The sequence below is a fragment of the Massilia timonae genome, assembly GCF_001866515.1.
Lineage (GTDB): Bacteria > Pseudomonadota > Gammaproteobacteria > Burkholderiales > Burkholderiaceae_D > Telluria > Telluria timonae.
In genome coordinates, this window is the sequence record NZ_JRYB01000001.1 from 1054707 (window position 1) to 1077698 (window position 22992).

20 protein-coding genes are annotated in these 22992 nt (G+C 67.8%); 10 read left to right on the top strand and 10 right to left on the bottom strand.

The genetic code is table 11. The annotated features are described in order from the left end of the window. Positions 1 to 2 precede the first annotated feature (2 nt). Positions 3 to 290 carry a barstar family protein gene (locus LO55_RS04650; protein ID WP_071360628.1) on the top strand — a complete coding sequence of 96 codons (288 nt, stop codon included), beginning with the start codon at positions 3 to 5 and terminating at the stop codon, positions 288 to 290. On the opposite strand, the gene LO55_RS04655 is transcribed toward LO55_RS04650, so the two are convergent. Both LO55_RS04655 and LO55_RS04660 read right to left on the bottom strand, forming a co-directional pair. Continuing rightward, positions 281 to 1645 (bottom strand): MFS transporter, encoded by a 1365-nt coding sequence (locus LO55_RS04655; RefSeq protein ID WP_071360629.1) that lies wholly within the window; start codon positions 1643 to 1645, stop codon positions 281 to 283. The genes LO55_RS04650 and LO55_RS04655 overlap by 10 nt on opposite strands. A gap of 4 nt (positions 1646 to 1649) precedes the next feature. After that, positions 1650 to 2663, bottom strand: a complete 1014-nt coding sequence (locus tag LO55_RS04660) for a LacI family DNA-binding transcriptional regulator (RefSeq protein ID WP_071360630.1) — start codon at positions 2661 to 2663, stop codon at positions 1650 to 1652. A 302-nt stretch (positions 2664 to 2965) separates the two neighbouring features. Here LO55_RS04660 and LO55_RS04665 point away from each other — a divergent pair, with 302 nt between their 5' ends. Genes LO55_RS04665 through LO55_RS04685 form a run of 5 tightly spaced genes read left to right on the top strand, consistent with a single transcriptional unit; the run spans position 2966 to position 11988 of the window. Further along, on the top strand, positions 2966 to 5857 hold the full coding sequence (locus tag LO55_RS04665) for a TonB-dependent receptor (RefSeq protein WP_071360631.1): 2892 nt from the start codon (positions 2966 to 2968) through the stop codon (positions 5855 to 5857). 5 nt (positions 5858 to 5862) lie between these two features. Beyond that, positions 5863 to 7191, top strand: a complete 1329-nt coding sequence (locus LO55_RS04670) for a BNR repeat-containing protein (RefSeq protein ID WP_229410071.1) — start codon at positions 5863 to 5865, stop codon at positions 7189 to 7191. Positions 7192 to 7199: 8 nt separating this feature from the next. Continuing rightward, entirely contained in the window at positions 7200 to 8357 is a 1158-nt protein-coding gene (locus LO55_RS04675; protein ID WP_071360633.1) for a glycoside hydrolase family 88/105 protein, read from the top strand. After that, positions 8354 to 10714: a beta-galactosidase gene (locus tag LO55_RS04680; RefSeq protein ID WP_071360634.1), complete on the top strand. Its 2361-nt coding sequence runs from the start codon at positions 8354 to 8356 to the stop codon at positions 10712 to 10714. Before LO55_RS04675 ends, LO55_RS04680 begins: the two co-directional genes overlap by 4 nt. 23 nt (positions 10715 to 10737) lie before the next feature. Further along, positions 10738 to 11988, top strand: a complete 1251-nt coding sequence (locus LO55_RS04685) for a DUF2264 domain-containing protein (protein ID WP_071360635.1) — start codon at positions 10738 to 10740, stop codon at positions 11986 to 11988. Here LO55_RS04685 and LO55_RS04690 read toward each other — a convergent pair. The 6 genes from LO55_RS04690 to soxR form a co-directional block, all read right to left on the bottom strand. Next, complete coding sequence (locus LO55_RS04690) at positions 11982 to 13766, bottom strand: response regulator (protein ID WP_083415173.1); 1785 nt, start codon at positions 13764 to 13766, stop codon at positions 11982 to 11984. The two genes, LO55_RS04685 and LO55_RS04690, sit on opposite strands and share 7 nt — an antisense overlap. After that, the gene (locus LO55_RS04695; RefSeq protein WP_071360636.1) at positions 13763 to 14464 is read right to left on the bottom strand and encodes a sensor histidine kinase; all 702 of its coding nucleotides are present in this window, start codon (positions 14462 to 14464) and stop codon (positions 13763 to 13765) included. The genes LO55_RS04690 and LO55_RS04695 overlap by 4 nt, the downstream gene beginning before the upstream one ends. Before the next feature lie 112 nt (positions 14465 to 14576). Continuing rightward, positions 14577 to 16277, bottom strand: coding sequence for an FAD-dependent 5-carboxymethylaminomethyl-2-thiouridine(34) oxidoreductase MnmC1 (gene mnmC1 / locus LO55_RS04700; protein ID WP_083415174.1), 1701 nt, complete (start codon positions 16275 to 16277; stop codon positions 14577 to 14579). Continuing rightward, the gene (locus tag LO55_RS04705; RefSeq protein ID WP_071360637.1) at positions 16250 to 16816 is read right to left on the bottom strand and encodes a DNA-3-methyladenine glycosylase I; all 567 of its coding nucleotides are present in this window, start codon (positions 16814 to 16816) and stop codon (positions 16250 to 16252) included. The genes mnmC1 and LO55_RS04705 overlap by 28 nt, the downstream gene beginning before the upstream one ends. Continuing rightward, entirely contained in the window at positions 16813 to 17076 is a 264-nt protein-coding gene (locus tag LO55_RS04710; protein WP_071360638.1) for an antitoxin Xre/MbcA/ParS toxin-binding domain-containing protein, read from the bottom strand. The genes LO55_RS04705 and LO55_RS04710 overlap by 4 nt, the downstream gene beginning before the upstream one ends. Positions 17077 to 17086: 10 nt before the next feature. Further along, positions 17087 to 17587 carry a redox-sensitive transcriptional activator SoxR gene (gene soxR / locus LO55_RS04715; RefSeq protein ID WP_071360639.1) on the bottom strand — a complete coding sequence of 167 codons (501 nt, stop codon included), beginning with the start codon at positions 17585 to 17587 and terminating at the stop codon, positions 17087 to 17089. Between the two features lie 156 nt (positions 17588 to 17743). Here soxR and LO55_RS27335 point away from each other — a divergent pair, with 156 nt between their 5' ends. Together LO55_RS27335 and LO55_RS26190 are read left to right on the top strand one after the other, a co-directional pair. Further along, positions 17744 to 18055 (top strand): antibiotic biosynthesis monooxygenase family protein, encoded by a 312-nt coding sequence (locus LO55_RS27335; RefSeq protein ID WP_177185500.1) that lies wholly within the window; start codon positions 17744 to 17746, stop codon positions 18053 to 18055. A gap of 351 nt (positions 18056 to 18406) precedes the next feature. Beyond that, on the top strand, positions 18407 to 18664 hold the full coding sequence (locus LO55_RS26190) for a hypothetical protein (RefSeq protein ID WP_143054452.1): 258 nt from the start codon (positions 18407 to 18409) through the stop codon (positions 18662 to 18664). 95 nt (positions 18665 to 18759) lie between these two features. Here LO55_RS26190 and LO55_RS04725 read toward each other — a convergent pair whose 3' ends face one another. Both LO55_RS04725 and LO55_RS26620 read right to left on the bottom strand, forming a co-directional pair. Beyond that, positions 18760 to 20100: an MFS transporter gene (locus LO55_RS04725; protein ID WP_071360641.1), complete on the bottom strand. Its 1341-nt coding sequence runs from the start codon at positions 20098 to 20100 to the stop codon at positions 18760 to 18762. Next, positions 20097 to 20270, bottom strand: coding sequence for a hypothetical protein (locus tag LO55_RS26620; protein WP_169331305.1), 174 nt, complete (start codon positions 20268 to 20270; stop codon positions 20097 to 20099). The genes LO55_RS04725 and LO55_RS26620 overlap by 4 nt, the downstream gene beginning before the upstream one ends. Here LO55_RS26620 and LO55_RS04730 point away from each other — a divergent pair. Beyond that, on the top strand, positions 20254 to 22383 hold the full coding sequence (locus LO55_RS04730) for a sensor histidine kinase (protein WP_071360642.1): 2130 nt from the start codon (positions 20254 to 20256) through the stop codon (positions 22381 to 22383). The genes LO55_RS26620 and LO55_RS04730 overlap by 17 nt on opposite strands. Then, positions 22380 to 22991, top strand: coding sequence for a response regulator transcription factor (locus LO55_RS04735; RefSeq protein WP_071360643.1), 612 nt, complete (start codon positions 22380 to 22382; stop codon positions 22989 to 22991). The genes LO55_RS04730 and LO55_RS04735 overlap by 4 nt, the downstream gene beginning before the upstream one ends. Position 22992: the final 1 nt, after the last annotated feature.

A 22992-nucleotide genomic window follows, 5' to 3' on the forward strand; every position in this document is an offset into this window, starting at 1 on the left:
CGATGACCCGCGCAACCGTCGTCACCTTCGACCTGTCCACGGTCGCCAGCATCCGCGAGCTGCACGAACTGATGGCCAAGACCCTGCACTTCCCCGAATGGTATGGCCCTAACTGGGACGCATTCTGGGATGTGATCATCGGGCTTGTCCCGATGCCGGAAAAGCTGCGCCTGATCGGCTGGGACGACTTCGCGCAGCGCTTCCCGCGCGACGCCTTCATCATGAAGAAATGCCTGACCGAGCTGGCCGAGGAATACCCCGCGAACGCGTCCGACGTCGACTATCTCTGAAGGATTGGCGCCCGCGCCGGCGCGGCGGGCGGCGCCAGCAGCCGCCCCAGGCAGGCCAGCGCCAGCAGCGAGAACAGCGCCGCGCTGCCCAGGGTCAGGCGGTAATCGTGGCCCGAGTGGTCGAGCAGCGGCCCGATGCAGCTGGCCACCAGGATGTTGGCGAAGGCGACCAGGATGTCCTTGCTCGCGTTGTAGCGCACGAACTCCTCGCGCGGGAACAGCGCCAGCGGCATCGCCGCCGCCGCGGTGAAATAGGCGCCGGAGCAGATCACGTGGGCGACGTAGAACGGCCGGAAACTGGCGGCGCCGTCGACCAGCAGCCAGCCGCCCAGCGCGATCGCGCAATACAGCGCCATCATGGCGGCGGCCACGCGCACCGCGCCGCGCCGGTCGACCAGCCAGCCGATGACGAAGGCGCTGGCGATCGACACCGCATAGGCCAGCGCGGTCAGCTCGCCCAGCTCCGCCTTCGACAAGCCCAGGTCGAGCGCATAGTGCAGCGAAAAGGTATTGAAGGGGACGAAGGTGACGGCCGCCAGCATGAAGGCGCCGAAGATCCACAGGTAGCGGCGCTGGGCGCAGCAGTGCCGCAGCTGCGTGCGCGCCAGCGCCAGCCGCCCGCCCGCTGAAGCCGCGTCGTCATGCGCGGCTGGCGGCGGCGGGTAGTCGCCCTCGCGCACCATCAGGCACATCAGCGGTATCGTCAGGCCGAAGATGAGGGCGATGGCCACCAGGATCTCGGCCAGCCAGGCTTCGCTCAGGGCGAACAGGGTCATGTTGAAGCCGATCGCCACGCCCAGGCCGACGACCCGCACCGCGGCATAGAAGCGGCCGGCCAGCCCGAATGGAATGACGTCGGCCACCAGCCCGGCGAACAGCGCCATGGTGGTCATGGCGGCGGCGTCGAACACGGTCCAGAACAGGCAGAACACGCCCAGTTCGAGCGCGCGCAGGCCAGGAGACCAGGCGCCCAGCAGCGCGTGCGCGCCGGCCGCGAAGGCCGGCGCCAGGGCCACGCACAGCATGGCGGCGGCGGCCAGCGGCGCGCTGACCAGCAAGAAGGGACGGCGCCGCCCCCAGCGGCCGCGGCTGCGGTCGGAACGCAATCCGATCGCCGGCACCACCAGCAGGCTGATGAGCGCGGGCACGGTCGACAGCAGCATGGCGACGGCGGTGTCCGATGCGCCGTGGTTGCGCAGCACGACCAGCCCGATCGGGCCGGCCCAGCGCTCGCGCACCGCGATCCCGAGCGCGCCGACCAGCAGCCAGCCGACCAGCACGCACAAGCCCCAGGCGCCATAGCGTAGCGTGCCGGCCTGCCAGCGTACCTTGTCGGAGGCGGCGCGCGGCCTCACGGCCCTAGGCCGGCGCGGGGCCGGTCGAGTCGCGCACCACCAGCTCGGTGGCGAAGGCGATGCGCTCGGCGGCCGGCGGGCGGCCGTCGATCATCTCGACCACTTCCCGCACCGCGCGCTCGGCCAGTGCCTCATAGGGCTGGTGCATCGTGGTCAGGCGCGGGAACACGTGGCTGGCGGTCGAGATGTCGTCGAAGCCGACCACCGAGACGTCGGCCGGCACCTTCAGGCCGCGGCTGGCGATGGCGTCGATGGCGCCGAACGCCATCTCGTCGTTGGCGGCGAAGATGGCGCTCGGCGGCGCCGCGAGGTCGAGCAGGCGCAGCGTGGCGGCGAAGCCGCCGGGCTGGTTGAAGGCGCCATCGACCACCAGGGCCGGGTCGACGGCGATGCCGGCCGCCGCCAGGGCTTCGGCATAGCCGCGTTCGCGCTCGGCGCTCTGGCCGGTGCGCTTGGTGCCGGCGATGAAGGCGATGCGGCGGTGCCCGAGGCCGATCAGGTGCTCGACCGCGCGGCGCGCGCCGATGCGGTTTTCCAGCACGATGGTCGGCAGCGCCAGCTGGCGCGCATCGAAGAACACCAGCGCGCAATTGAGCTGCTGGCGCTCGACCACGTCGAGGAAGCGGTCGTCGGCGGTCGGCATCAGGAGCAGCAGGCCGTCGCACAGCTTGCTGAGCGTGGCGCAGGTGGTCATCCGGTCCGGGCTGTCGAAACGGTCGGCATTGAACAGCAGCAGGTCGTAGTCGCGCTTGCGCGCCTGCTCGCCGATCGCGCGCACCAGCTCGTGCAGCACCACCGGACCGTAGTTGTTCATGAACACGCCGATCAGCTTGCTCTTGTCGCCGCGCATGCGGCGCGCCAGCATGTCCGGCGTGTAGTTCAGCTGGGCCGCGGCCGCCATGATGCGCTCGCGCGCCGCGTCCGACACATAACCGGTGCCGCGGATTGCGCGCGAGGCGGTGATCGGCGCGACGCCGGCCAGGCGCGCGACCTCGCTCAGTTTGCTGGCTTTGGCCATCGGTCTCCTTCAATCGATCATGTTGTTGAGTGTTTCTAGTTATCCAACCCCGACCTGTGGTTACGATACCACGTCGAGCTCGGCCGATTCCAGACATTTTTCAGCAAAATCAGGTGCTTATCCCACTACTACAGCGTCTATCCCACGCTTGTTGAGTATTTACGACTCACATGGTAACGTGACCATACGGTTGTCATACAAGCGCAATGGTCGGCGACCGGTGCTTCATCTTCAGCCGCACGTGCCAAGCACGGCGGCCCGACATTACAAGCGAACCTCGAAGTTCGCGGTCAGGAGACACTATGCAGAAGAAGATTTTGGCCGCGGCGCTGCCGCTGGCCTTGGCCGCCGCAACCATGCCACCCGCGCTGGCCCAGCAGGCGCCCACCGTTCCCCCCTCCCCGCCCGACGCCGCGACCACGGACACCACCGCGGACACACCGGCCGCCGACAGCACGGCCGCGCCCAGCACCGTGGTGGTCACCGGCTTTCGGTCCAGCCTGCAGAAGGCGCTGAACCTCAAGCAGCAGGCGATCGGCGTGCGCGATTCGATCGTCGCCGAGGACATCGGCAAATTCCCCGAGGCGAACGTGGCCGAATCGCTGCAGCGCGTGCCTGGCGTGATCCTGAACCGCGACGACAGTTCGGGCGAAGGCCAGCGCATCTCGATCCGCGGCCTGCCGACCGAATATTCGGTGACGACCCTGAACGGCGCGCCGGTCAACACCACGTCGACCAGCACCATCGGCAGCGCCGCGCGCGGCTTCAACTACGACGTGTTCGCCTCCGAACTGTTCGGCCGGGTCGACTTCTACAAGTCGCCGCTGGCCGAGCTGACCGAGGGCGGCATGGGCGGCATCGTCGACCTGCAGACCCCGCGCCCGTTCGACAGTCCCAAGCGCACCATCCGCTACGCGGTCTCGGGCGCCTACAACACCAGCGCCAAGGAGGCCGATCCGACCGGCTTCGCGCTGTATTCGAACACCTGGGGCCCATGGGGCTTCCTGGCCGGCGTGGCCCATTCGAAGGCGGTCAACAACCGCTCCGGCTTCGAAGCCACCGGCGGCTACAACAGCTCCGCCAACGGCAGCCGCACGCCCGTGATGGGCAACTTCGCCCTCGCCCTCGACTACGACGACCCGCGCGCCAACCTGTCCGGCTACTCGCGCGAACAGATCGACAACGCCCTGCTGCCGCGCATCTACCGCTACTACGGATCGCAGAACCGGCGCAGCCGCGACGGCCTGGTGAGCTCCCTGCAGTTCAAGCAGGGCGACCTGAACCTGAGCCTGGACGGCCTGTACTCGCGCCTGGAGAACAGCCGCGACGAGCTGTACTACGGCCTCCTGATCCGCAACACCCGCACCACCAACCGCAACGCGCCGCCGGGCACGAACGGCCACAACGGCCTGGTGCCGATCGACGTGAAGATCGATCCCGGCTCGAACCTCCTGACCGGCACCTTCGGCAATACCTCGTACAGTAGCGGCGTGACCTATGGCGAAGACAAGACCGAGTTCGGCTACCTGGCGCTCAACGGCCGCTGGCAGGCGCGCCCGGGGCTGGTGGTGACCGGCCAGGTGAGCGCCAACAACAGCAAGGCCACCAGCTATTCGGACACCCTGTCGGGCCAGATCTTCGGCGTCGACACGACCATCGACTACGGAACCGACCACGTGTATCCGTCGATGTCCTCGCCGGTCGACTACACCGATCCGGCCAGTTTCAGCGGCTTCGACGTCACCACCGGCTGGACCCGCGAGCGCGACAAGGGCCGCCAGGCGCGCCTGGTGGTGGACTACGACTACGACCTGTTTGGCGGCTGGACCGGGCGCCTCAAGACCGGCCTGGTCTACGTCGACACCAGCAAGGACGTCGAAAAACGCAATGCCGGCGCCGCCATGAAGGCGAAGATGGTCGCCCTGGGCGACGCCAGCGTGCGCGCCAATATGGTCTCGGTCCTGCCGATCCCCGACCTCGACATGGGGCCCGGCTGGCCGAACCGCTTCGGCACCTTCACCCGCGACTATGCCTTCTCGACCTACGACCCGGTCGCCTTCAATACGAGCGAAGCGTTCACGCCGGCGCAGAGCTTCGGCGCGGCCGAGAAGGTCAGCACCGGCTTCGTCCAGTCCGACTTCAAGGGCGACGTGCTGGGGCGGGAGCTGCGCCTGAACGCCGGCGTGCGCTGGTCGCAGACGAAGCTCGACATCGACAACTTCAAGAGGAGCGGCAGCGGCAACACCTACCAGCCGAACAGCGAACAGGGCAAGTACACCAATGTGCTGCCGGCCGTCAGCGCGGCCTGGGACCTGAACGACGAACTGATCTTCCGCACTTCATGGGGCAAGACCATCAGCCGCGCCTCGCTGTCGATCATCGCGGCCCAGACCGTGATCCCGAACGCCTTCGACAATACCGCCACCGCCGGCAACCCGAATTTGCGGCCGCAGCAGTCGAAGAACTTCGACACCAGCCTGGAATGGTATTTCAAGCCGGGCAGCCTGCTGTCGGCGGCGTATTTCAAGAAGAAGCTGACCGACGCCACGGTGTCGACCACCACCAACACCACCTTCGGCGCGCTCGGCCTGCCCGACACCGCGCTCGGGGCGATCTTCCAGGACGCCAGCGGCCGGGTCGACCCGAACCTGCCGATGGTGCTGCGCACCTACAGCAACGCCGGCGAACAGACGCTCAAGGGCTACGAGCTGGCCTACCAGCAGGACTTCACCTTCCTGCCCGACCCGTTCAAGGGCTTCGGCGCGCTGGCCAGCTACACCCATATCGATCCCTTCAACAGCATGCGCTGGATCACCAACGCGGGCAAGGAGATCGAGGTCAACTCGGTGCCGAAGTACGCCTACAGTGTCACGACCTATTACGAGCGCGGCCCGCTGGCGATGCGCCTGTCCTACAACTACAAGGACCGCTCGCTGCACGGCGACAATCCGCGGAACAACGGCGACGACCTGATTCGCTGGCGCGCCGCGCGCGGCTACCTGGACGGCACCATCAGCTACAAGCTGTCCGAGAACCTGGAGCTGCGCCTGGATGCGCTGAACCTGACCGACACCCTGAACTACGACTACTTCGAGGACGCCACCGGCCAGTACGGCAGCGGCAAGCACACGCGGATGGACTACGCCAAGTACGACGGGCGCACGTTCAAGATCGGCATCCGCGGCAAGCTGTGATGCGGATGACCGCCTTCCTCGTCCGCTGTACTGGGCTCGTGGCCGGCGCCGCGCTGCTGCACGGCTGCGCCAGCAAGCCCGGACCGGGCATCGTCGACGTCGGCCCCGGCTGGGCCGGCAACTCGGTCAACGCCGTGGTGTTTCGCAAGAACGCCCTGGCGAGCGACGGCGCGCACCAGTACATCGCCTACTACGACGGCGCCGGCCGGGTCGTGCTGGGCAAGCGCCGCCTCGGCGGCGGCGCCTGGGAACTGCGCCAGACCGCCTGGCGCGGCAATGTGCGCGACGCCCACAACGCGATCAGCATCATGGTCGATGGCGAAGGCGTGCTGCACATGGCCTGGGACCAGCACAACAACGCGCTGAACTACGCACGCGGCAGCGCCCCCGGCAGCCTCGAACTGCGCACGGCGCCGATGGTCGGGCGCGACGAAGCGTCGGTGTCGTATCCGGAGTTCTTCCGCATGCCGGGCGGCGGCCTGCTGTTCCTGTACCGCGACGGCGGTTCGGGACGCGGCAACCTGGTCGCCAACCGCTACCATCCGGCCACCGGCTGGCGCCGCGTGGCCGACAATCTGATCAGCGGCGAGGGCCAACGCAACGTCTACTGGCAGGCCGGCGTGGACGGCCGCGGGGTCATCCACCTGTCCTGGGTCTGGCGCGAATCGCCCGACGTCGCCAGCAACCACGACATGGCCTATGCGCGCTCGCGCGACGGCGGCGCGAGCTGGGAAGACAGCAATGGCAAGCCCTATGGGCTGCCGATCACCGCCGCCAGCGCCGAGTACGCGGCGCGCATCCCGCAGAACAGCGACTTGATCAACCAGACCTCGATGGCCTTCGACGCCCTGGGCCGGCCCTACATCGCCAGCTACTGGAGGACAAAGGATAGCGCCGTGCCCCAGTACCGCGTGCTGTACCGGCGCGACGAAGGCTGGCGCCGGCTCGACCTGGACTTTCGCAAGAGCGCCTTTTCGCTCGCCGGCATGGGCACCAAGGCGATCCCGATCGCGCGCCCGCAACTGCTGATCGACGGCCATGCGGGCGACCCGTCGGGCCACCTCGTGTTTCGCGACAGCGAGCGCGGCGAGCGCGTGTCGGTGGTGCGCATCGCCGGCTTCGACGCGCCGCGCTGGTCGGTGCACGACCTGACGAGTAGCGCCGTCGGCGCCTGGGAACCGAGCTACGACACCGAGTTGTGGCGGCGCCAGGGCGAGCTGCACCTGTTCCTGCAGGCGGTGCGGCAAGTCGATGGCGAAGGACTGGCCGACGTGCCGCCATCCACCGTGCAGGTCTTGCAGTGGCGACCGGCAAGCGACACCCACATTGAATGAAAGACGATATGACGCGACGACTCTACCTCAAGCTTGCCCTGGCTACGCTGGTCACTCTCGCCGGCGGCTGCGCCAGCACGGGCGGCCAAACGCCTGCACGGGCCGACGTCTTGGCCGACCTGACCCGCGCCAACGATTACTGGCAGCGCAACCACGCCCCGCAGCAATGGGCGTTCTGGGATGTCGCCGCCTACCACACCGGCAATATGGCGGCCTATGCCCTCACCCGCAACGAGGCGTACCGCGATTACTCGACCGCCTGGGCCGAGCATAACCGCTGGCGCGGCGCGGACTCGGACAACCGGGCCGAGTGGAAGTACAGCTATGGCGAGACCCAGGAATACGTGCTGTTCGGCGACTGGCAGACCTGCTTCCAGACCTATGTCGACCTGTACGAACTCGATGGCCGCAAGGACCCGCGCCGCATCGCGCGTGCGCGCGAGGTCATGGAATACCAGATGGGCACTTCCAGCCGCGATTACTGGTGGTGGGCCGACGGCATCTATATGGTGATGCCGGCGATGACGAAGCTGTACAAGGCCACGGGCGAGCGGCGCTACCTCGACAAGCTGCACGAGTACTTCACCTATGCCGACCAGCTGATGTACGACCCGGATGCCGGACTCTACTACCGCGACGCCAAGTACATCTACCCCAGGCACAAGTCGGCCAATGGCGGCAAGGATTTCTGGGCGCGCGGCGACGGCTGGGTGTTCGCCGCCCTGGCCAAGACGCTGGCCGACCTGCCGCCGGACAATCCGAGCCTGCCCTTGCTGACCGAGCGCTTTCGCCGCATGGCGGCGGCCCTCAAGCCGCTGCAGCAGGACGATGGCTACTGGACCCGCAGCCTGCTCGACCCCGGCCATGCGCCCGGGCCGGAAAGCAGCGGCACCGCCTTCTTCACCTATGCCTACGCCTGGGGCATCAACCACGGCTACCTGGACCGCGCCGCGTATGCGCCGACGGCCCTGCGCGGATGGCGCTTCCTGAGCCGGGTCGCGCTGCAGGCCGACGGGCGAGTCGGCTACGTGCAGCCGATCGGCGAGCGCGCGATCCCCGGCCAGGTCGTGAACCAGGACTCGACCGCACCCTTCGGCGTCGGCGCCTTCCTGCTGGCGGCAAGCGAGATGGCAAGTCTGGTGGATAAGGCAGGAGGGGCGCGATGACGAAATCACTGCCACGCCGGCGCCTGCTGCAGGGCGCCGCGGCCGGCTCCGCGCTGGCGCTGCTGCCGGCCCAGGTCCACGCCGCGGCTTCTCCACGTTTCGCGATCGGCCGCGAAGACTTTCTGCTGGATGGCAAGCCGCTGCAGATCCGCTGCGGCGAGATGCATTTCTCGCGCGTGCCGCGCGAGTACTGGACGCACCGCCTGAAGACCATCAAGGCGATGGGCCTGAACAGCGTCTGCGCCTACCTGTTCTGGAACTACCACGAGTGGCGCGAAGGAACATTCGACTGGGCCGGCCAGCGCGACGCCGCCGAATTCTGCCGGCTGGCGCAGCAGGAAGGCCTGTGGGTGATCCTGCGTCCCGGCCCATATGCCTGCGCCGAATGGGAGATGGGCGGCCTGCCATGGTGGCTGCTCAAGCAGCCGGGCGACGCCTTCCTGCGCTCCACTAGCGAGGCCTTCCTGGCGCCGTCGCGGCGCTGGCTGCGCGAGGTCGGCCGCGTGCTCGGCCCGCAACAGGTGACGCGGGGCGGCCCGATCCTGATGGTGCAGGTCGAGAACGAATACGGCTTCTACGGCGAAGACCTCGACTATATGCGCGCGCTGCGCCAGGCCGTGCTGGACGCCGGCTTCGACGTGCCGCTATTCCAGTGCAACCCGACCAATGCGGTGGCCAAGACCCACATTCCCGAGCTGTATTCGGTGGCGAACTTCGGCAGCAATCCCGAAGCCGGCTTCAAGGCGCTGGCCGGGGTGCAGCAGGGGCCGCTGATGTGCGGCGAATATTATTCAGGCTGGTTCGACACCTGGGGCGCGCCGCACCGCCGCGGCGGCGTCGAGAACGCCGTGGCCGACATCAGGACGATGCTGGCGGCGAACGGCTCGTTCAGCCTCTACATGGCGCACGGCGGCACCACCTTCGGCCTGTGGGGCGGCTGCGACCGGCCGTTCCGGCCCGACACCACCAGCTACGACTACGACGCGCCGATCAGTGAGGCCGGCTGGATCGGCGCCAAGTTCGAGGCCTATCGCGCTGCGATGACGCCCTTCCTGGCCCCAGGCGAGACCTTGCCGCAGCCGCCGGCGCCGATGCCGGTAATGACGATCCCCGCCTTCGCCCTGAACGAGACCGCGTCATTGAGCGCCAGTCTGCCGGCGCGGACGATCCGCGACGCGTCGCCGCGCCCGATCGAGGAATACGACATCAGCCGCGGCATCGTCGCCTACCGCGTCACCTTGCCGGCCGGTCCGGCCGGGGTGCTGGCGGCGGCCAGGGTGCGCGACCTGGCCTGGGTGCGGGTCGACGGAAAATTGGTGGGCACGATGGACACGCGCTACCGCCGCTTCAAGGTGACGATCCCCGCGCGCAGCAAGCCGGCGACCGTCGAGGTCCTGCTGTACACGATCGCGCGCGTGAACTTCGGGGTCGAGATCCATGACCGCAAGGGCATGCACGGTCCGGTCACGTTCACGCCGAACGGCGGCGAAGCACAGGCGTTGGAAAACTGGGAGATCCGCGCCATCGATTTCGATGCCGAAGGCGTGCTGCCGCCGCTGGCGTTCAAGCGCGGCCGCAGCAAGGACGCGGCGTTCTGGCGCGGCAGCTTCGACACGAGCGTCACCCACGACACCTTCCTCGACATGTCGGGCTGGGGCCAGGGCATCGTCTGGATCAACGGCCGCTGCCTGGGCCGCTACTGGAGCATTGGGCCGACCCAGACCATGTACCTGCCGGGGCCGTGGATCAGGCGCGGCCGCAACGAGGTGGTCGTGCTCGACCTGACCGGCCCGCGCGAGGCGCGCATCGCGGGCCTCTCCAAGCCGATCCTCGACCAGTTGCACCGCGAGCGCGACCTGGAGCGCCCGCCCAGCACCGTCAGGCTGCAGCTCGATGGCGTACAGCCCGCGCACGAAGGCGCGTTCGCGCCCGGCTCCGCGACCCAGGACGTGCGCTTCGCGGCGCCGCTGCGCGCGCGCCAGTTCTGCCTCGAGTCGCTCGACGCCTTCGACGGCAAGCCCTACGCCGCGGTGGCCGAGCTGGCGCTGCTGGACAAGAATGGCAAGACGATCGAGCAATCCGCCTGGACCATCGCCTGGGTCGACAGCGAAGAGGCGCACAAGGAAGATGGCAGCGCGCTCAATGCAATCAATGGCCAGAACAGCGACTACTGGCACACGGCCTACAGCGGCCCGGGCGCCGGCACGGCGCACCCGCACCGCCTGGTGATCGACCTCGGCAAGGACGTCGAGGTGGCCGGCCTGCGCTACGTGCCGCGCCAGGGCAAGGACGACGTCACCGGGCGCATCCGCAGGTATCGCGCCTATGCGGGCGAGCGGCTGGCCGGCGAGCCCTGAACCAATCACGACGAGGAGACGCAATGCAGAGAAGAGATTTCATCGGCAGCCTGGCGGCGGGCGCCGCGCTCGGGGGCCTGTCCATGCCGGCGGCTACGGCTGCGGCTACCGCGGGAAGCGACCGCGCGTACATGGCGGGACTGCTGCAGAAGATGGCCGAGCCGGTGCTGTCGAACATGGCGCGCGGCGAACTGAAAAAGAACTTCAAGCTCGAGGTGAGCCCGAGCTCGGATGGACGCGACAGCAGCGTCGCCTACCTGGAAGCCTTCGGCCGGCTGATCGCCGGCGCCGCGCCCTGGCTGGCCCTGCCCGACGACGCCAGCGCGGAAGGCAAGACCCGTGCGCGCCTGCGCCAGATGGCCTTGCAGAGCTATGTGCACTCGGTCGATCCGAAAAGTCCCGACTACCTGACCTGGCGCGGCCATGGCCAGGCGCTGGTCGACTCGGCCTATTTCACCAATGCGCTGATGCGCGCGCCGAAAGCGTTGTGGGAGCCGCTCGACACCACCACCAAGCGGCGCATCGTCGCCGAGATCAAGGGCCTGCGCCGGATCGAACCGCCCTTCATCAACTGGCTGCTGTTCGCGGCGATGAACGAGGCCTGGCTGCTGTCGATCGGCGAGGAAGCCGATCCGCTGCGCACCAATGTCGCGATCCGCAAAATTAACGAATGGTATGTCGGCGACGGCTGGATCAAGGACGGCGAAGCGTTCCACTTCGACTACTACAGTTCCTTCGTGATGTACCCGATGCTGCTCGAAATCCTCGAGGTGCTCGAGCGGCACCAGGCGCCGTTCTGGAACGGCAAGCCGGCCGAGTTGCGCGCCCAGGCCTTGAAACGCACCCAGCGCTATTGCGAGCACCTGGAGCGCTTCATCTCGCCGCAAGGAACCTTCCCGCCGATCGGCCGCTCGCTCACCTACCGCAGCGCCGCCTTCCAGCCGCTGGCCCTGCTGGCCTGGCGCAAGCAGTTGCCGCCGACCCTGCCCGAGGGCCAGGTGCGGGCGGCGATGCAGGCGATGCACCAGGCCTTGTACACCGATCCGGGCAACTTCACCAGCGAGGGCTACCTCACCATCGGCTTCGTCGGCCACCAGCCGGCGCTGGCCGACTGGTATTCCAACAACGGCAGCATGTACATCGCCTCGGCCAGCTTCCTGGCGCTGGGCCTGCCGGCCGACGATTCCTACTGGACCAGTCCGGCCCAGGACTGGACCCAGAAGAAGGCCTTCAGCGGCGCCGCGTTCCGCAAGGACTACCCGGTCGATTACTGAGCGGCGCCGGCCTTGGGCGTCGCGGCCTCTTCTTCCTGGGCCTGCGGCGCGGCGGGCTCCGGCTTCGGCTGCAGCGCACCGAGCTGCTCCATCAGCTGCGCGAAGCGCTGCTGGCCCGGCTGCAGCCGGTCGACGTGCTCCAGGACGTCGCGCGCCTCCTCGTCCAGCTCGGCCTCGTAGCCGCGCTGCTGCATGTGCGAGATCAGGATCTGCACCGCGTTGAACAGCGCCCGGACGTTGTCCGGCAGCCGCTCGCGCGCCTTGCGCATCCACTTGACGGCGTCGGGCAGCTTGCCGGTCTTCCACAGCACCACGCCCTGGTTCATCAGGTCCACCGCCTCCTTGCGCGCGGTGCGGATGATGAGCGCGCCCTCGTCGTGAAGGCGCGCGCGGTCGAAGATCTTCTGCACTTCGTCCTGCAGCAGCGTGTTGTCGTGGTTGTTGCGGATCACGTAGGCCAGCACCTCGTTGGGCGTGCCCTTGACGCCGACCGCGAACAGCAGGGTCGCCATCTCGATGCAGATCGCGGTGCCGGGCCGCTTGGGATCGGCCTGCAGCATCGCATCGAGCTCGTCGCCGGCGCGGCGCGCGTTCAGGTAGTCGCCGCTCTCGTGGTAGACGTGGCCTTCGGTGATCTTCGCGCGCAGCACGATGTGTTCGTGCTCGCTGCCGAATTCGCGCTGGGCCAGCAGGAGCAGCTGCAGCGCATCCTTGGTATTGCCCTTCAGGCCGCACACGCGCGCCAGGCCGAGGTAGTCGTCCGGGGCCTTGCGGATCGAGTATTCGCCGATCACCAGGCATTTGCGGAAGGCCTTCTCGGCCATCGGCACGTTCCCCAGGCGCAGCGCGGCCTGGCCCAGGTGGCGCTGGCGCGGCACCGAGTTGGGCGACAGCTTGGCCGCGCGTTCGAGCACCGCGGCCGCCTCTTCGTGCTGGCCCATGCCCTGGTAGGCGCGCGCCAGCTGGTCGTAGGCGTCGATGTAGTGGCGGTTCTCGGCGATCACCGTCTGGAACATCTGGCGCGCCTGCTCGAAGTCGCCGTCGGCCATGCGGATCTTGCCCAGGCCCGCGCGCGCCCAGTGGTATTCGCGCTGGGCCAGCACTTTTTCGTACACCTCGCGCGCCCGCGCCGGCTGGCCGCTGCGCTCGAGCATGCGCGCCTTCATGCGCAGCAGCTCGATCTCGTGCACCCGGCTGGCGGCGATCTGGTCGTCGCACAGGCGCGCCGCGCGCAGGTAATCCTTTTCGACGAAGGCCTGGTCGATCAGGCGGAAGATCTGCTTGCGGCGCCACACGCGGTTCAGGCGCGTGAGCAGCACGCCTTCGGTGATCGGCTTGACCAGATAGGCGTCCGGCTGGTGCTCGGCCGCGCCCATCACCGACTCCACGCTCTTCTCGGCCGAGACCATCACGAACACCGAGGACGGCGTCAGGAGATGGCGCATGCGCGCTTCTTCCAGCACCTGCTGGCCGTTCTTGCCCTCGCCCAGGTTGTAGTCGCACAGCACCACGTCGTAGCGCAGCTTGCCCAGCAGGCCCATGGCCTCGCCGCCGCTGGACGCCTGGTCGATATTCCTGGCCCCCAGGCTGCGCAGGCTCTCGCGCAGCAGCTGGCGGATGCCGACGAAGTCGTCGACGATCAGGTAATGCTTGCTGGCCCAGTCGATCTCTTCCAGCACCTTGGGCTTCGTGATCCCTGGCGCGGCGGCCGGCTTGACGCCAGGCTTGGCGTCATCCGGCTTGGGGCCCGGCTTGGGAAGGTCGGCAGGCGTGTTCATGGCAAGGTCAGGATGAAGCAGCCGCCGCCGAGCAAGCCGCCGTTTTCGAGCCGCACCGCGCCGGAGCGCTCGCGGTGGCGGTGCATGCGCGCCACCTCGCCCGAAAAGTACAGGCCCAGGCCGGCGCTATTGGTCAGGAAGTTGACGCCGCTGTCGCCGCTGCCCGGCGTGCCGGCCGCCAGCAGCGCGGGCGGAAAGCCGGCGCCATTGTCCTCGACCCGGATCTCGAGGTCGCCGTCGACTTCGCGCGCCGACAGGCGGATGCGGTCGCGCGTGTAGTGCAGCGCGTTGTTGACGGCGTGCGACACCACGCCCACGATCAGGTCTTCGTCGACGTGGGCGATCAGTTCGGGATCGACGTCCAGTTCCAGGGTCACGCCGCGCGACTCGAGCAGCACGCGCTCGAGCGCCACCACCTGCTCGACCAGTTGCCCCACTTCGAGCGGCTGGACGTCGAACGGGTAGCCCGGCTTGCCGACCTGCTTGTACAGCGCCAGCAGCTGCATCAGGTTGTCGTTCAGGCGGCGCGTCTGGTACAGCATTTGCGCCATCTGCGCATACGCCTTCTCGGTCTCGGGCGAGGCGCCGTCGAGCAGGCGTTCGAGCGTGCCGGACAGGACGCTGATCGAGTTCTTCATGTCGTGCGCGGTGGACGCCAGGAACAGGAACAGCTCGGGCGAGTGGTGTGAATCTTCCATCCGGACAGGCCCTTTCGGCCAAAAAGTTGCTACCAGTAAATTATACCCGCAGGCATTCGACAGTTTGGCCTTGCACGGCTATTCCGCGCGCACGTTTGCGGCGGCGCAACGCTCAAGGGCCGATATCCGTGGCGTTTGGCGCAGCGTCTGGGCTATAGCGACTGTTGCGCCGCGCGCGCAGCACGAAGCGGGCCGGATCGAGCGCATCGACCAGGGCTATCTCGAGCGGCAGCGGTTCGCCTTCGAGCTGGGCGGCCAGCAACTCGGCCGCCAGCGGCGCCCAGATCAGGCCGCGCGAGGCATAGCCCAGCAAGCCGTAAAGGCCCGGATGGCGCGGCACGTCGCGCAGGCGTTCGGTGGCGCCGGCGGCGGCGAAGTCCGGCAGGCGCCCGACCAGGGGCAGGCGGTCCGGCGCCACGCAGCGGAAACCCACCCTGCCCGCCAGCGGCGCGCCCTCGGCGGCGCGGGGATCGGACACCAGGCCGCGCAGGCGCGCCACGTTCTCTTCCTGGCTGGCGGCGCGTAATTGCGGATCGGCGTCCAGGGCATAGGTCGCGCCGGCGCAGGTGATGCCATTGGCGGATGGCGTCAGGTAGGCTTCGCGGCACAGCACCAGCGGCAGTTGCGGGGCGTGCTCCGGCGCCAGGTGCGTCACCTGCCCGCGCAGCGCCTGCAGCGGCAGCTCACGGGTCTGCACCATCTTGCGCGCGCCGGCGCCGCTGGCCAGCACCACGGTCGGCGCCTGGCCGATGACACTGCCATCGGCGCCGCGCGCCTGCCATTCGTCGCCCTCCCGCTCGAGGCTCACCTCGCCGGCGCCGAAGCGCCGCGTCAAGCGATCGCCGCAGGACGCCAGCAGCGCCTCGCACACGCTGCCCGGCCTCGCCCAGCCGCCTTGCGGGAACAGCCAGCCGCCATCCGGCGCGGGCAGGCCCAGCAGCGCTTCGGCCTCCAATGGTTCGAGCCAGCGCGCGAAGTCGGGCGGCAGCTTGCCGTCGCCGGCGATCGCGCGCGAGACGGCCGCATGGCCGGCATCGCGCGCCAGCTGCAGCACGCCGCACCCGTCGCCGTCGAAGGCGCGACCGACGCCGCCCAGTTGCTCCCACAGGCGCAGCGCATACAGGTACGCCGCGCGGGTCAGGCGGGTCGGGATATTGTCGTCACGCGAAAGCAGCGGCATGAAGATGCCGGCCAGGTTGCCCGACGCTTCCATCGCCACCTGCGGATGACGCTCGATCAGCGTGACCTGCCAGCCGCGCGCGCACAGGCGCGCGGCCGCGGCGCAGCCGGCCACGCCGGCGCCCAGCACCAGCGCGCGCCGGTCAGGCTCGGGCGTCGACGGCAAGCGCGGCTTGCGGGTCGAGAAGGTCGCGGCGCCGCCATCGAAGACGAATCCCTGGGCGCTCAAGGCCGCGCGCTGTTCGCTATCGAGGCCCTGCGTTTCCAGCCGCGCGCCGAGCGCCGTCAGGCGCGCCAACGGACGGACGAAGGCCGTGCCCTGCGCGCCGTGCAGGCGGATGAAATCGGGATGCGCGTTCAGCTCGGCCAGCGCGGTTTCGAGCGGCGCCGCCAGCAGGTCGAGCGTGACGCCATGATCGTCCTGGGGGATGCGGTGAAAGCCCGGCTGCAAGCTGTCGGTGAGCGCCACCACGTGCAGGTGCGCGGGCCGCTGCGTATCAAGGCGCCAGGCCGCGACCAGGGCGGCGAAGCGGCTGCCGTCGCCATGGTCGCTGTCGAAGACGGTGTAGCGCGCGCGGCCGCGCCAGTGGTCCTGCATCCGCATGATCAGCGCCGCCTGGAGCGGCAGTGGCATTCGCGGTCATGGTCGTCCACCATGCCGATGCCCTGCATATAGGCATAGACGATGGTCGAGCCGACGAACTTGAAACCGCGCTTGGCGAGATCCTTCGAGATGCGGTCGGACAGCTCGGTGCGCGCCGGGCGGGCGTGGTCTAGCCAGTCGTTGACGATCGGCTTGCCGTCGACGAAGGCCCACAGGTAGTCGTCGAGCGTCAGTCCCTGCTCGCGCAGCGCGAGATAGGCCCTGGCGTTGGTGATCGCGGCGGCGACCTTCAGGCGGTTGCGCACGATGCCGGGGTTCAGCAACAGCGCGGCCTTCTTGTCGTCGTCGTAGGCGGCGATCTTTTCCGCATCCCAGCCGTCGAAGGCCGCGCGGTAGGTGTCGCGCTTGTTCAGGATGGTTTCCCACGACAGGCCGGCCTGCGCGCCTTCGAGGTTGAGCATCTCGAACAAGGTGTTCTCGTCGTGGCAGGGCACGCCCCACTCGTCGTCGTGGTAGGCGATGTAGCGCGGATTGGCCATATTCGCCCAGGAGCAGCGCTTGACCGTCATCGCGCCGCTCCCGGTTTCGCTCCGCGCAGGCAGGCCAGGACGTCGTCGGTGCGGTTATCCGCCACCAGTTCGGCCGGCGTGCGTCCGTCCAGCGCCGGCTGGGGCGCCTTCATCCAGGCGTCGGCGGCATCGTCGTTTCCGAGCACCTTGCGCGCCTCGTGCATGACGGCGTAATAGGCCTGCGCCTTGCGCGAATGGCCGTCGAAGCGCGCCTGCAGCGCGGCGATGGAATCGGGAGAAAGGCGGTCGGGATCGGTCATGGCGTCGCGGTCATGGCGTTGGTTTGCTGGTGGAAACGGCATCATACCCCGCCTCGGCCGGACGATCGAGGAACACGGCGCCGGCGCTGTCCGCGCCGAGCGCATCGGCGGGGTTGCGCAGCGGGCAATCGGCGAGGGAAAGGCAGCCGCAGCCGATGCAGGTGTCGAGTTCGTCGCGCAGGCGCTGCAGGCGCGCGATGCGCTCGTCGAGTTCCGCGCGCCAGCCGGCGCCGAGCACCCGCCATTCCTTTGCGCTGATCGTGCGCCCTTCCGGCAGCGCGGCCAGGTTTTCCCGGATCGTCTCGAGCGGGATCCCGGTGCGCTGCGCCACCTTGATGATGGCGATGTGGCGCAGCACTTCGCGCGCATAACGGCGCTGGTTGCCGTCGGTGCGCCAGCCCTTGATCAGGCCTTTCGATTCGTAGAAATGGATGGTGGAGACCGCCACGCCGCTGCGGCGCGCCACTTCGCCCACCGTGAGGGCTTTCTTGTCGGGATCGATCGTCGTCATTGCGCTTGACCTCAAGTTAAGTTGAGATTCTATACTTCTTCTCGCTCCCATTACAAGCAAGGAGAAAGTATGAGCAGGCAGATAGACGACATATCCACGAGCAGGACGTCATCCACTCGCGATCGGACGGCTTCGGCCACAGCCCGACAGGATGTCATGCACGCGATTTACTTTAAATGGAAAGTGGCTTCTGGTCGTGAGCGAGACTTCGAGCACGCCTGGCTGGAACTCACCGAACGCATACGCGATGAGCGCGGTGGCCTGGGGTCGCGTTTGCATCGGTGCGCTGACGGCCATTATTTTGCGTATGCCCAATGGCCGTCCGAACTCGTATGGGGTACGCAAGCCGAGCCTACCGCACGGATGGTTGAGTTGCGAAACCAGATGCGTGAATTCGCTGAACTTGTAGATGGCCCACTTCGGGGTGACGTCGTTGCCGACCTCCTGATATCGGTAGCTCACGACTAAGGAAACACGCGGACGATCGCTTTCACAGGCGCCAGTGAACAGTTTGGGTCGGCTGCGGACGGTCGACTGCCATTGCCCGAAAGCCCTGCAGGCTCCGTTTTGCTTGTAGCCGAAGCATGCGGCCGTATAACTCGATTCCGCGACACCATTGAAATAGTTTAGAAAATCACCAGTTTGGTGCTGTACGGCCACAGGCATTCGCATGGCAAGAGGTGACCATGCGATCGAAAATGTACGCAATCAAGGCGCAGACCTGGCTAAACATCCGGCCCATGATGTTCGTCTGTTTGCCCCGCGTGAGCGGCGAGCCGGTCTATACGCTACAGCACGCAAACGAAAGTGATCTTCTAAGTGGATAACGAAAACAATGAGCCTTCCTCGAGTGCGAGTCTTGAGCCACAGGGTTGGAAAGACCGATATCGCTGGCTCGGCGTAGTGATAATGGCTGCGTTTGCAGGCTTCGCGCCGGTACCACCACCACCGAAACCACCACAAGAACTATCTGAATATGCGCAGATTGCCGAGGATCCAGATGGGCTGAAGTTGGATCCTGACCTCTATTTTTTGCAAAAGGAGCTTGATAAGGAAGAATCAAGCATAGATGCGTAACGATTGCGCATCAGGGAGTGGACGCCGCCGCCAGTCTTGCAGCCCGCATCTCGGGCGCGCCAATCCCGCTACCAGGACTGGCGCCTTTTTACGGCTCAATGCCCGCGCAACTCCGCATCGATCTTCGAATGCGCCGCCGTATCGCGCATGAACCAGCACACGATTAAGGTGCAGGCAATCACGCCGGTGACGTACCAGTAAAAACCCGATTCCAGGTCCACCGACTTGAACCACAGCCCGACATACTCGGCCGTTCCACCAAAGATGGACACTGCGAACGCATACGGCACGCCCACGCCGGTGGCGCGGATCGAGGCCGGGAACATCTCGGCCTTCACCAGCGCGTTGATCGAGGTGTAGCCCGAAACGATGATCCAGGCGCAGGCGATCAGGCCGAAGGCTTCCCACGGGCCGCTGGCGTGGCGGATGGCCGTCAGCAGGGGCACGGTGAAGATCGTGCCGAGCAGCGCGAAGCCCACCAGCAGCGGACGGCGGCCGATGCGGTCCGACAGCGCGCCGTACAGCGGCTGCAGGCACATGGCGAACAGCAGCGAGGCCGCCGAGACGGCGGTCGTTTGCGCGTCGGTCAGGCCCACCGACAGGCGCAGGAACTTCTGCATGTAGACGGTGTAGACGTAGAACGCCAGGGTGCCGCCCATGGTCAGGCCGACCACCAGCAGCACTTCCTTCGGATGCTGCGCCAGCTGCTTCAGGCCGCCCATCGGCTTGGCCTTCTTGCGCGCCTTCTCGAACGAATCGGTCTCCGGCATATCGTGACGCATCATCAGGGCGATCAGGGCCAGCAAGGCGCCGCACACGAAGGGGATGCGCCAGCCCCATTCACGCAGCTGGGCGTCGGTGAGCAGGAAATGCTGCAGCACCAGCAGCAGCACCAGGGCCAGCAGCTGGCCGCCGATCAGGGTCACGTACTGGAAGCTGGCGTAGAAGCCGCGCCGCTTCGAGTCCGCCATCTCCGACAGGTAAGTCGCGCTGGCGCCGTATTCGCCGCCCAGGCTCAGGCCTTGCAGCAGGCGCGCCAGCAGCAGGATGCAGGGCGACAGGATGCCGGCGGTGGCATAGGTCGGCGCGCAGGCGATCAAGAGCGAGCCGGCGCACATCAGCAGCACCGACGCCATCAGGGCCACCTTGCGGCCGTGGCGGTCGCCCAGGTGGCCGAACAGGATGCCGCCGATCGGGCGCACAAAGAAGCCCAGGGCGAAGATACCGGCGGTCGACATCATCTGGGCAGTGGGGTCCTGGGCCGGGAAGAAGGAATTGGCGAAGTACAGGGCGAAGGCCGCGTAGCAGTAGAAGTCGAACCACTCGACCAGGTTGCCGGCCGAGCCGACGAAGATGGCGCGCAGGCGCGCGCCGGAAATAGGTTCGGCGGCCACCGGCTTGGCGCCGGCGACCGGATTGCTGATGGTTGTTGTCATTGGGTGTCTCCTCGATCAGAGATCTCATTGTCGGCACCGGTAGAAGCCGGCACATCCGCAATATTGGCGCGCGCTCCTCCGTAAAAATACGGAGAAGCCGGCGCGACGTTCATACAGCTGCTATCGTTGGCGCTTTTGGCCAGGGACTCTTCGATGTCATCCTTGTTCAAGCGACATCTCTGGCGCAAGCTGCTCGCCGTGGCGGGCGCGCTGGCCCTGATCTTCGCCGCCGGCTGGTTCGCCGAGCAGCGCGAGCTGCAGGCCAAGATGGAGGCGCTGCACCAGGCGACGGCGGCGCACGTGCTGGGCCTGCGCGGCCTGGTGGAAAAGCACGACTTTTTGCCGCATGCGGCGGCGCGCCATCCCGACGTGCACCACCTGTTACAGGCGCCCCACGACGCGGCCCTGCAGGCGCGCGTGAACGCCTATTTCGCCGACCTGCAGACGACGACCGGCGCCACCGCGCTGTTCCTGATCGATCGCGCGGGCCTGACCATCGCCTCCAGCAACTGGAACCTGCCATCGAGCTTCGTCGGCGAATCCTACCGCCAGCGTCCTTATTTCGAAGATGCGGTGGAGGGCCGCCGCGGGCTGTTCTTCGGCCTGGGCCTGACCACCGGCCAGGCCGGCCTGTTCATCGCGGAGCCCGTCCGCAGCGGCAGCGACGTGATCGGCGTCATGGTCGTCAAGATCAGCCTCGACCAGCTGGAGCAGACGTGGCGCCATGGCGCCAATCCGGTGGTCCTCAGGGACAGCCGCGGCGTGGTGTTCCTGAGCGGCGTGCCCGAGTGGCTGTTCAAGAGCGTCGGGCCGGTATCCGCGCTGGATGCGGCCTGGATCGCGGACCACGGCCAGTACGGCGCGCGGCGCCGCTTCGACGTCCTGCCCTGGACGGTCCGGGTGCGCGACGACGTGCCGGGCTTCGTCCTCAGGACCAGCACCGGCGGAAAGGCGCGCGACTATCTTGCGTTGGATACGCCCTTGCCCGGCCTGGGCTGGACCCTGACGGTCCTTGAAGACATGCGCGAGGTGCGCGAGGCGCGGCGCCTGGCGCTCGCGCTGGGCACGCTGGCGATGGCCCTGCTGCTGCTCGGCGTGCTGTACTGGCGCCTGCGCGAGCGGCGCTACGCCGAGCAGCAGTCGGCCCGGCTCGAGCTCGAGCACCGGGTCGAGGAGCGCACCCGCGACCTCCAGCAGGAATACGCCTTCCGCAAGGCGATGGAGGATTCCCTGCTGGTCGGCATGCGCGCGCGCGACCCGGAGGGCAAGATCATCTACGTCAACCCCGCCTTTTGCGCCATGGTCGGCTACAGTCCGGGCGAATTGCTCGGCTGCCGGCCGCCGTATCCGTACTGGCATCCGGACGACCTCGAAAAACACGAGCGGGACAGCGACGACGCCCTGCTCGGACGCGCCGCGCCGCACGGCTTCGAATCGCGCATCCGCCACAAGGACGGGCACGACGTGCTCACCATGGTGTACACGGCGCCCCTGATCGACGCCGACGGCGTGCACCGTGGGTGGATGAGTTCGATCGTGGACATCACCGCGCAAAAGCAGGCCGAGGCGCGCCAGCGCGACCAGGAGCTGCGCCTGCAGCGCAGCGCGCGCCTGGCCAGCGCCGGCGAGATGGCCTCGACCCTGGCCCATGAACTGAATCAACCGCTGATGGCGCTGTCCAACTTCGCGATCGCCTCGCGCGCCCTCGCCGCCAGGGGCGACGCCGCCATGCTGACCGGCGCGCTCGACGACATCGTCGAGCAATCGCGGCGCGCCAGCGAGATCGTCAAGCGGGTGCGCGCGATGATCAACCCGCAGCGCGCCGACTACGCCACCCTCGTCATCGGCGCCGTGATCGACCACGTCGAAGCGCTGCTCCGGCCCGAGCTGAGCGGCCAGGGCGTGCTGCTGCGGGTGATGCTGGAAGACCCCGCGGTGAAAATCCGCGGCGACCAGGTCCTGCTCGAGCAGGTGCTGGTCAACCTGATCCACAATGCGGCCCAGGCCATGCACGAGCAGCCGCGCCATCGCCGCCGCATCGTGCTGGCCACCTGCCGTGTCGCGCAAGGTGTACGCATTGCCGTCAGCGACCAGGGGCCGGGCATCCCGCCGGAGCAGCTGGAACAAATCTTCGCCCCCTTTTTCACCACCAAGCCCGACGGCCTTGGCCTGGGCCTGAACATCTGCCGCACCATCGTCGAAGCCCATGGCGGCTCGATGATGGTCGCGAATGACGCGGATGGCGGCGCCACGTTCTCATTCATTCTTCCCATAGTCCAATGAAAGATTCACCACTGACCCCGCCACTGACCCTGTATGTCGTCGACGACGACGAAGCCCTGCGCCGCTCGATGCTGCTCCTGCTGTTTTCGCAGGGGCTGGCGGTGCAGGCCTTCGCGTCCGGCGAAGCCTTCCTCGAGGCCGTCGACCCGAGCCAGCCGGGCTGCGTGATCCTCGACCTGCGCATGGGCGGCATGAGCGGGCTGGCCGTGTTCGAGCGCCTGCGCGCCGAGCACAGTCCGCTCGTGACGGTGTTCCTGTCCGGGCACGGCGACATCCCCATGGCGCTCGAGGCGGTGCGCAGCGGCGCCTGGGACTGGGTGGCCAAGCCCGACACCCAGCAATTGCTGGACAAGCTGCCCCACGCCATCACGGAGGCCCGCGCGCGCGGCCACGCGAGCCGGCTGTGGGAAGAATTGACGCCGCGCGAGCGCGAAGTCGCGCGCCTGGTCGGCCTGGGCCAGCCCAACAAGGAGATCGCGCGGGTGCTGGTGCCGCCCTGCGGCCCGCGCTCGGTCGAGACGCACCGCGCCAACATCTTCCACAAGCTGGGGTGCGCCAACGACAACGAGCTCGGAAGGTGGCTGGCGGCCTACCCCTGGCTTCGATAGT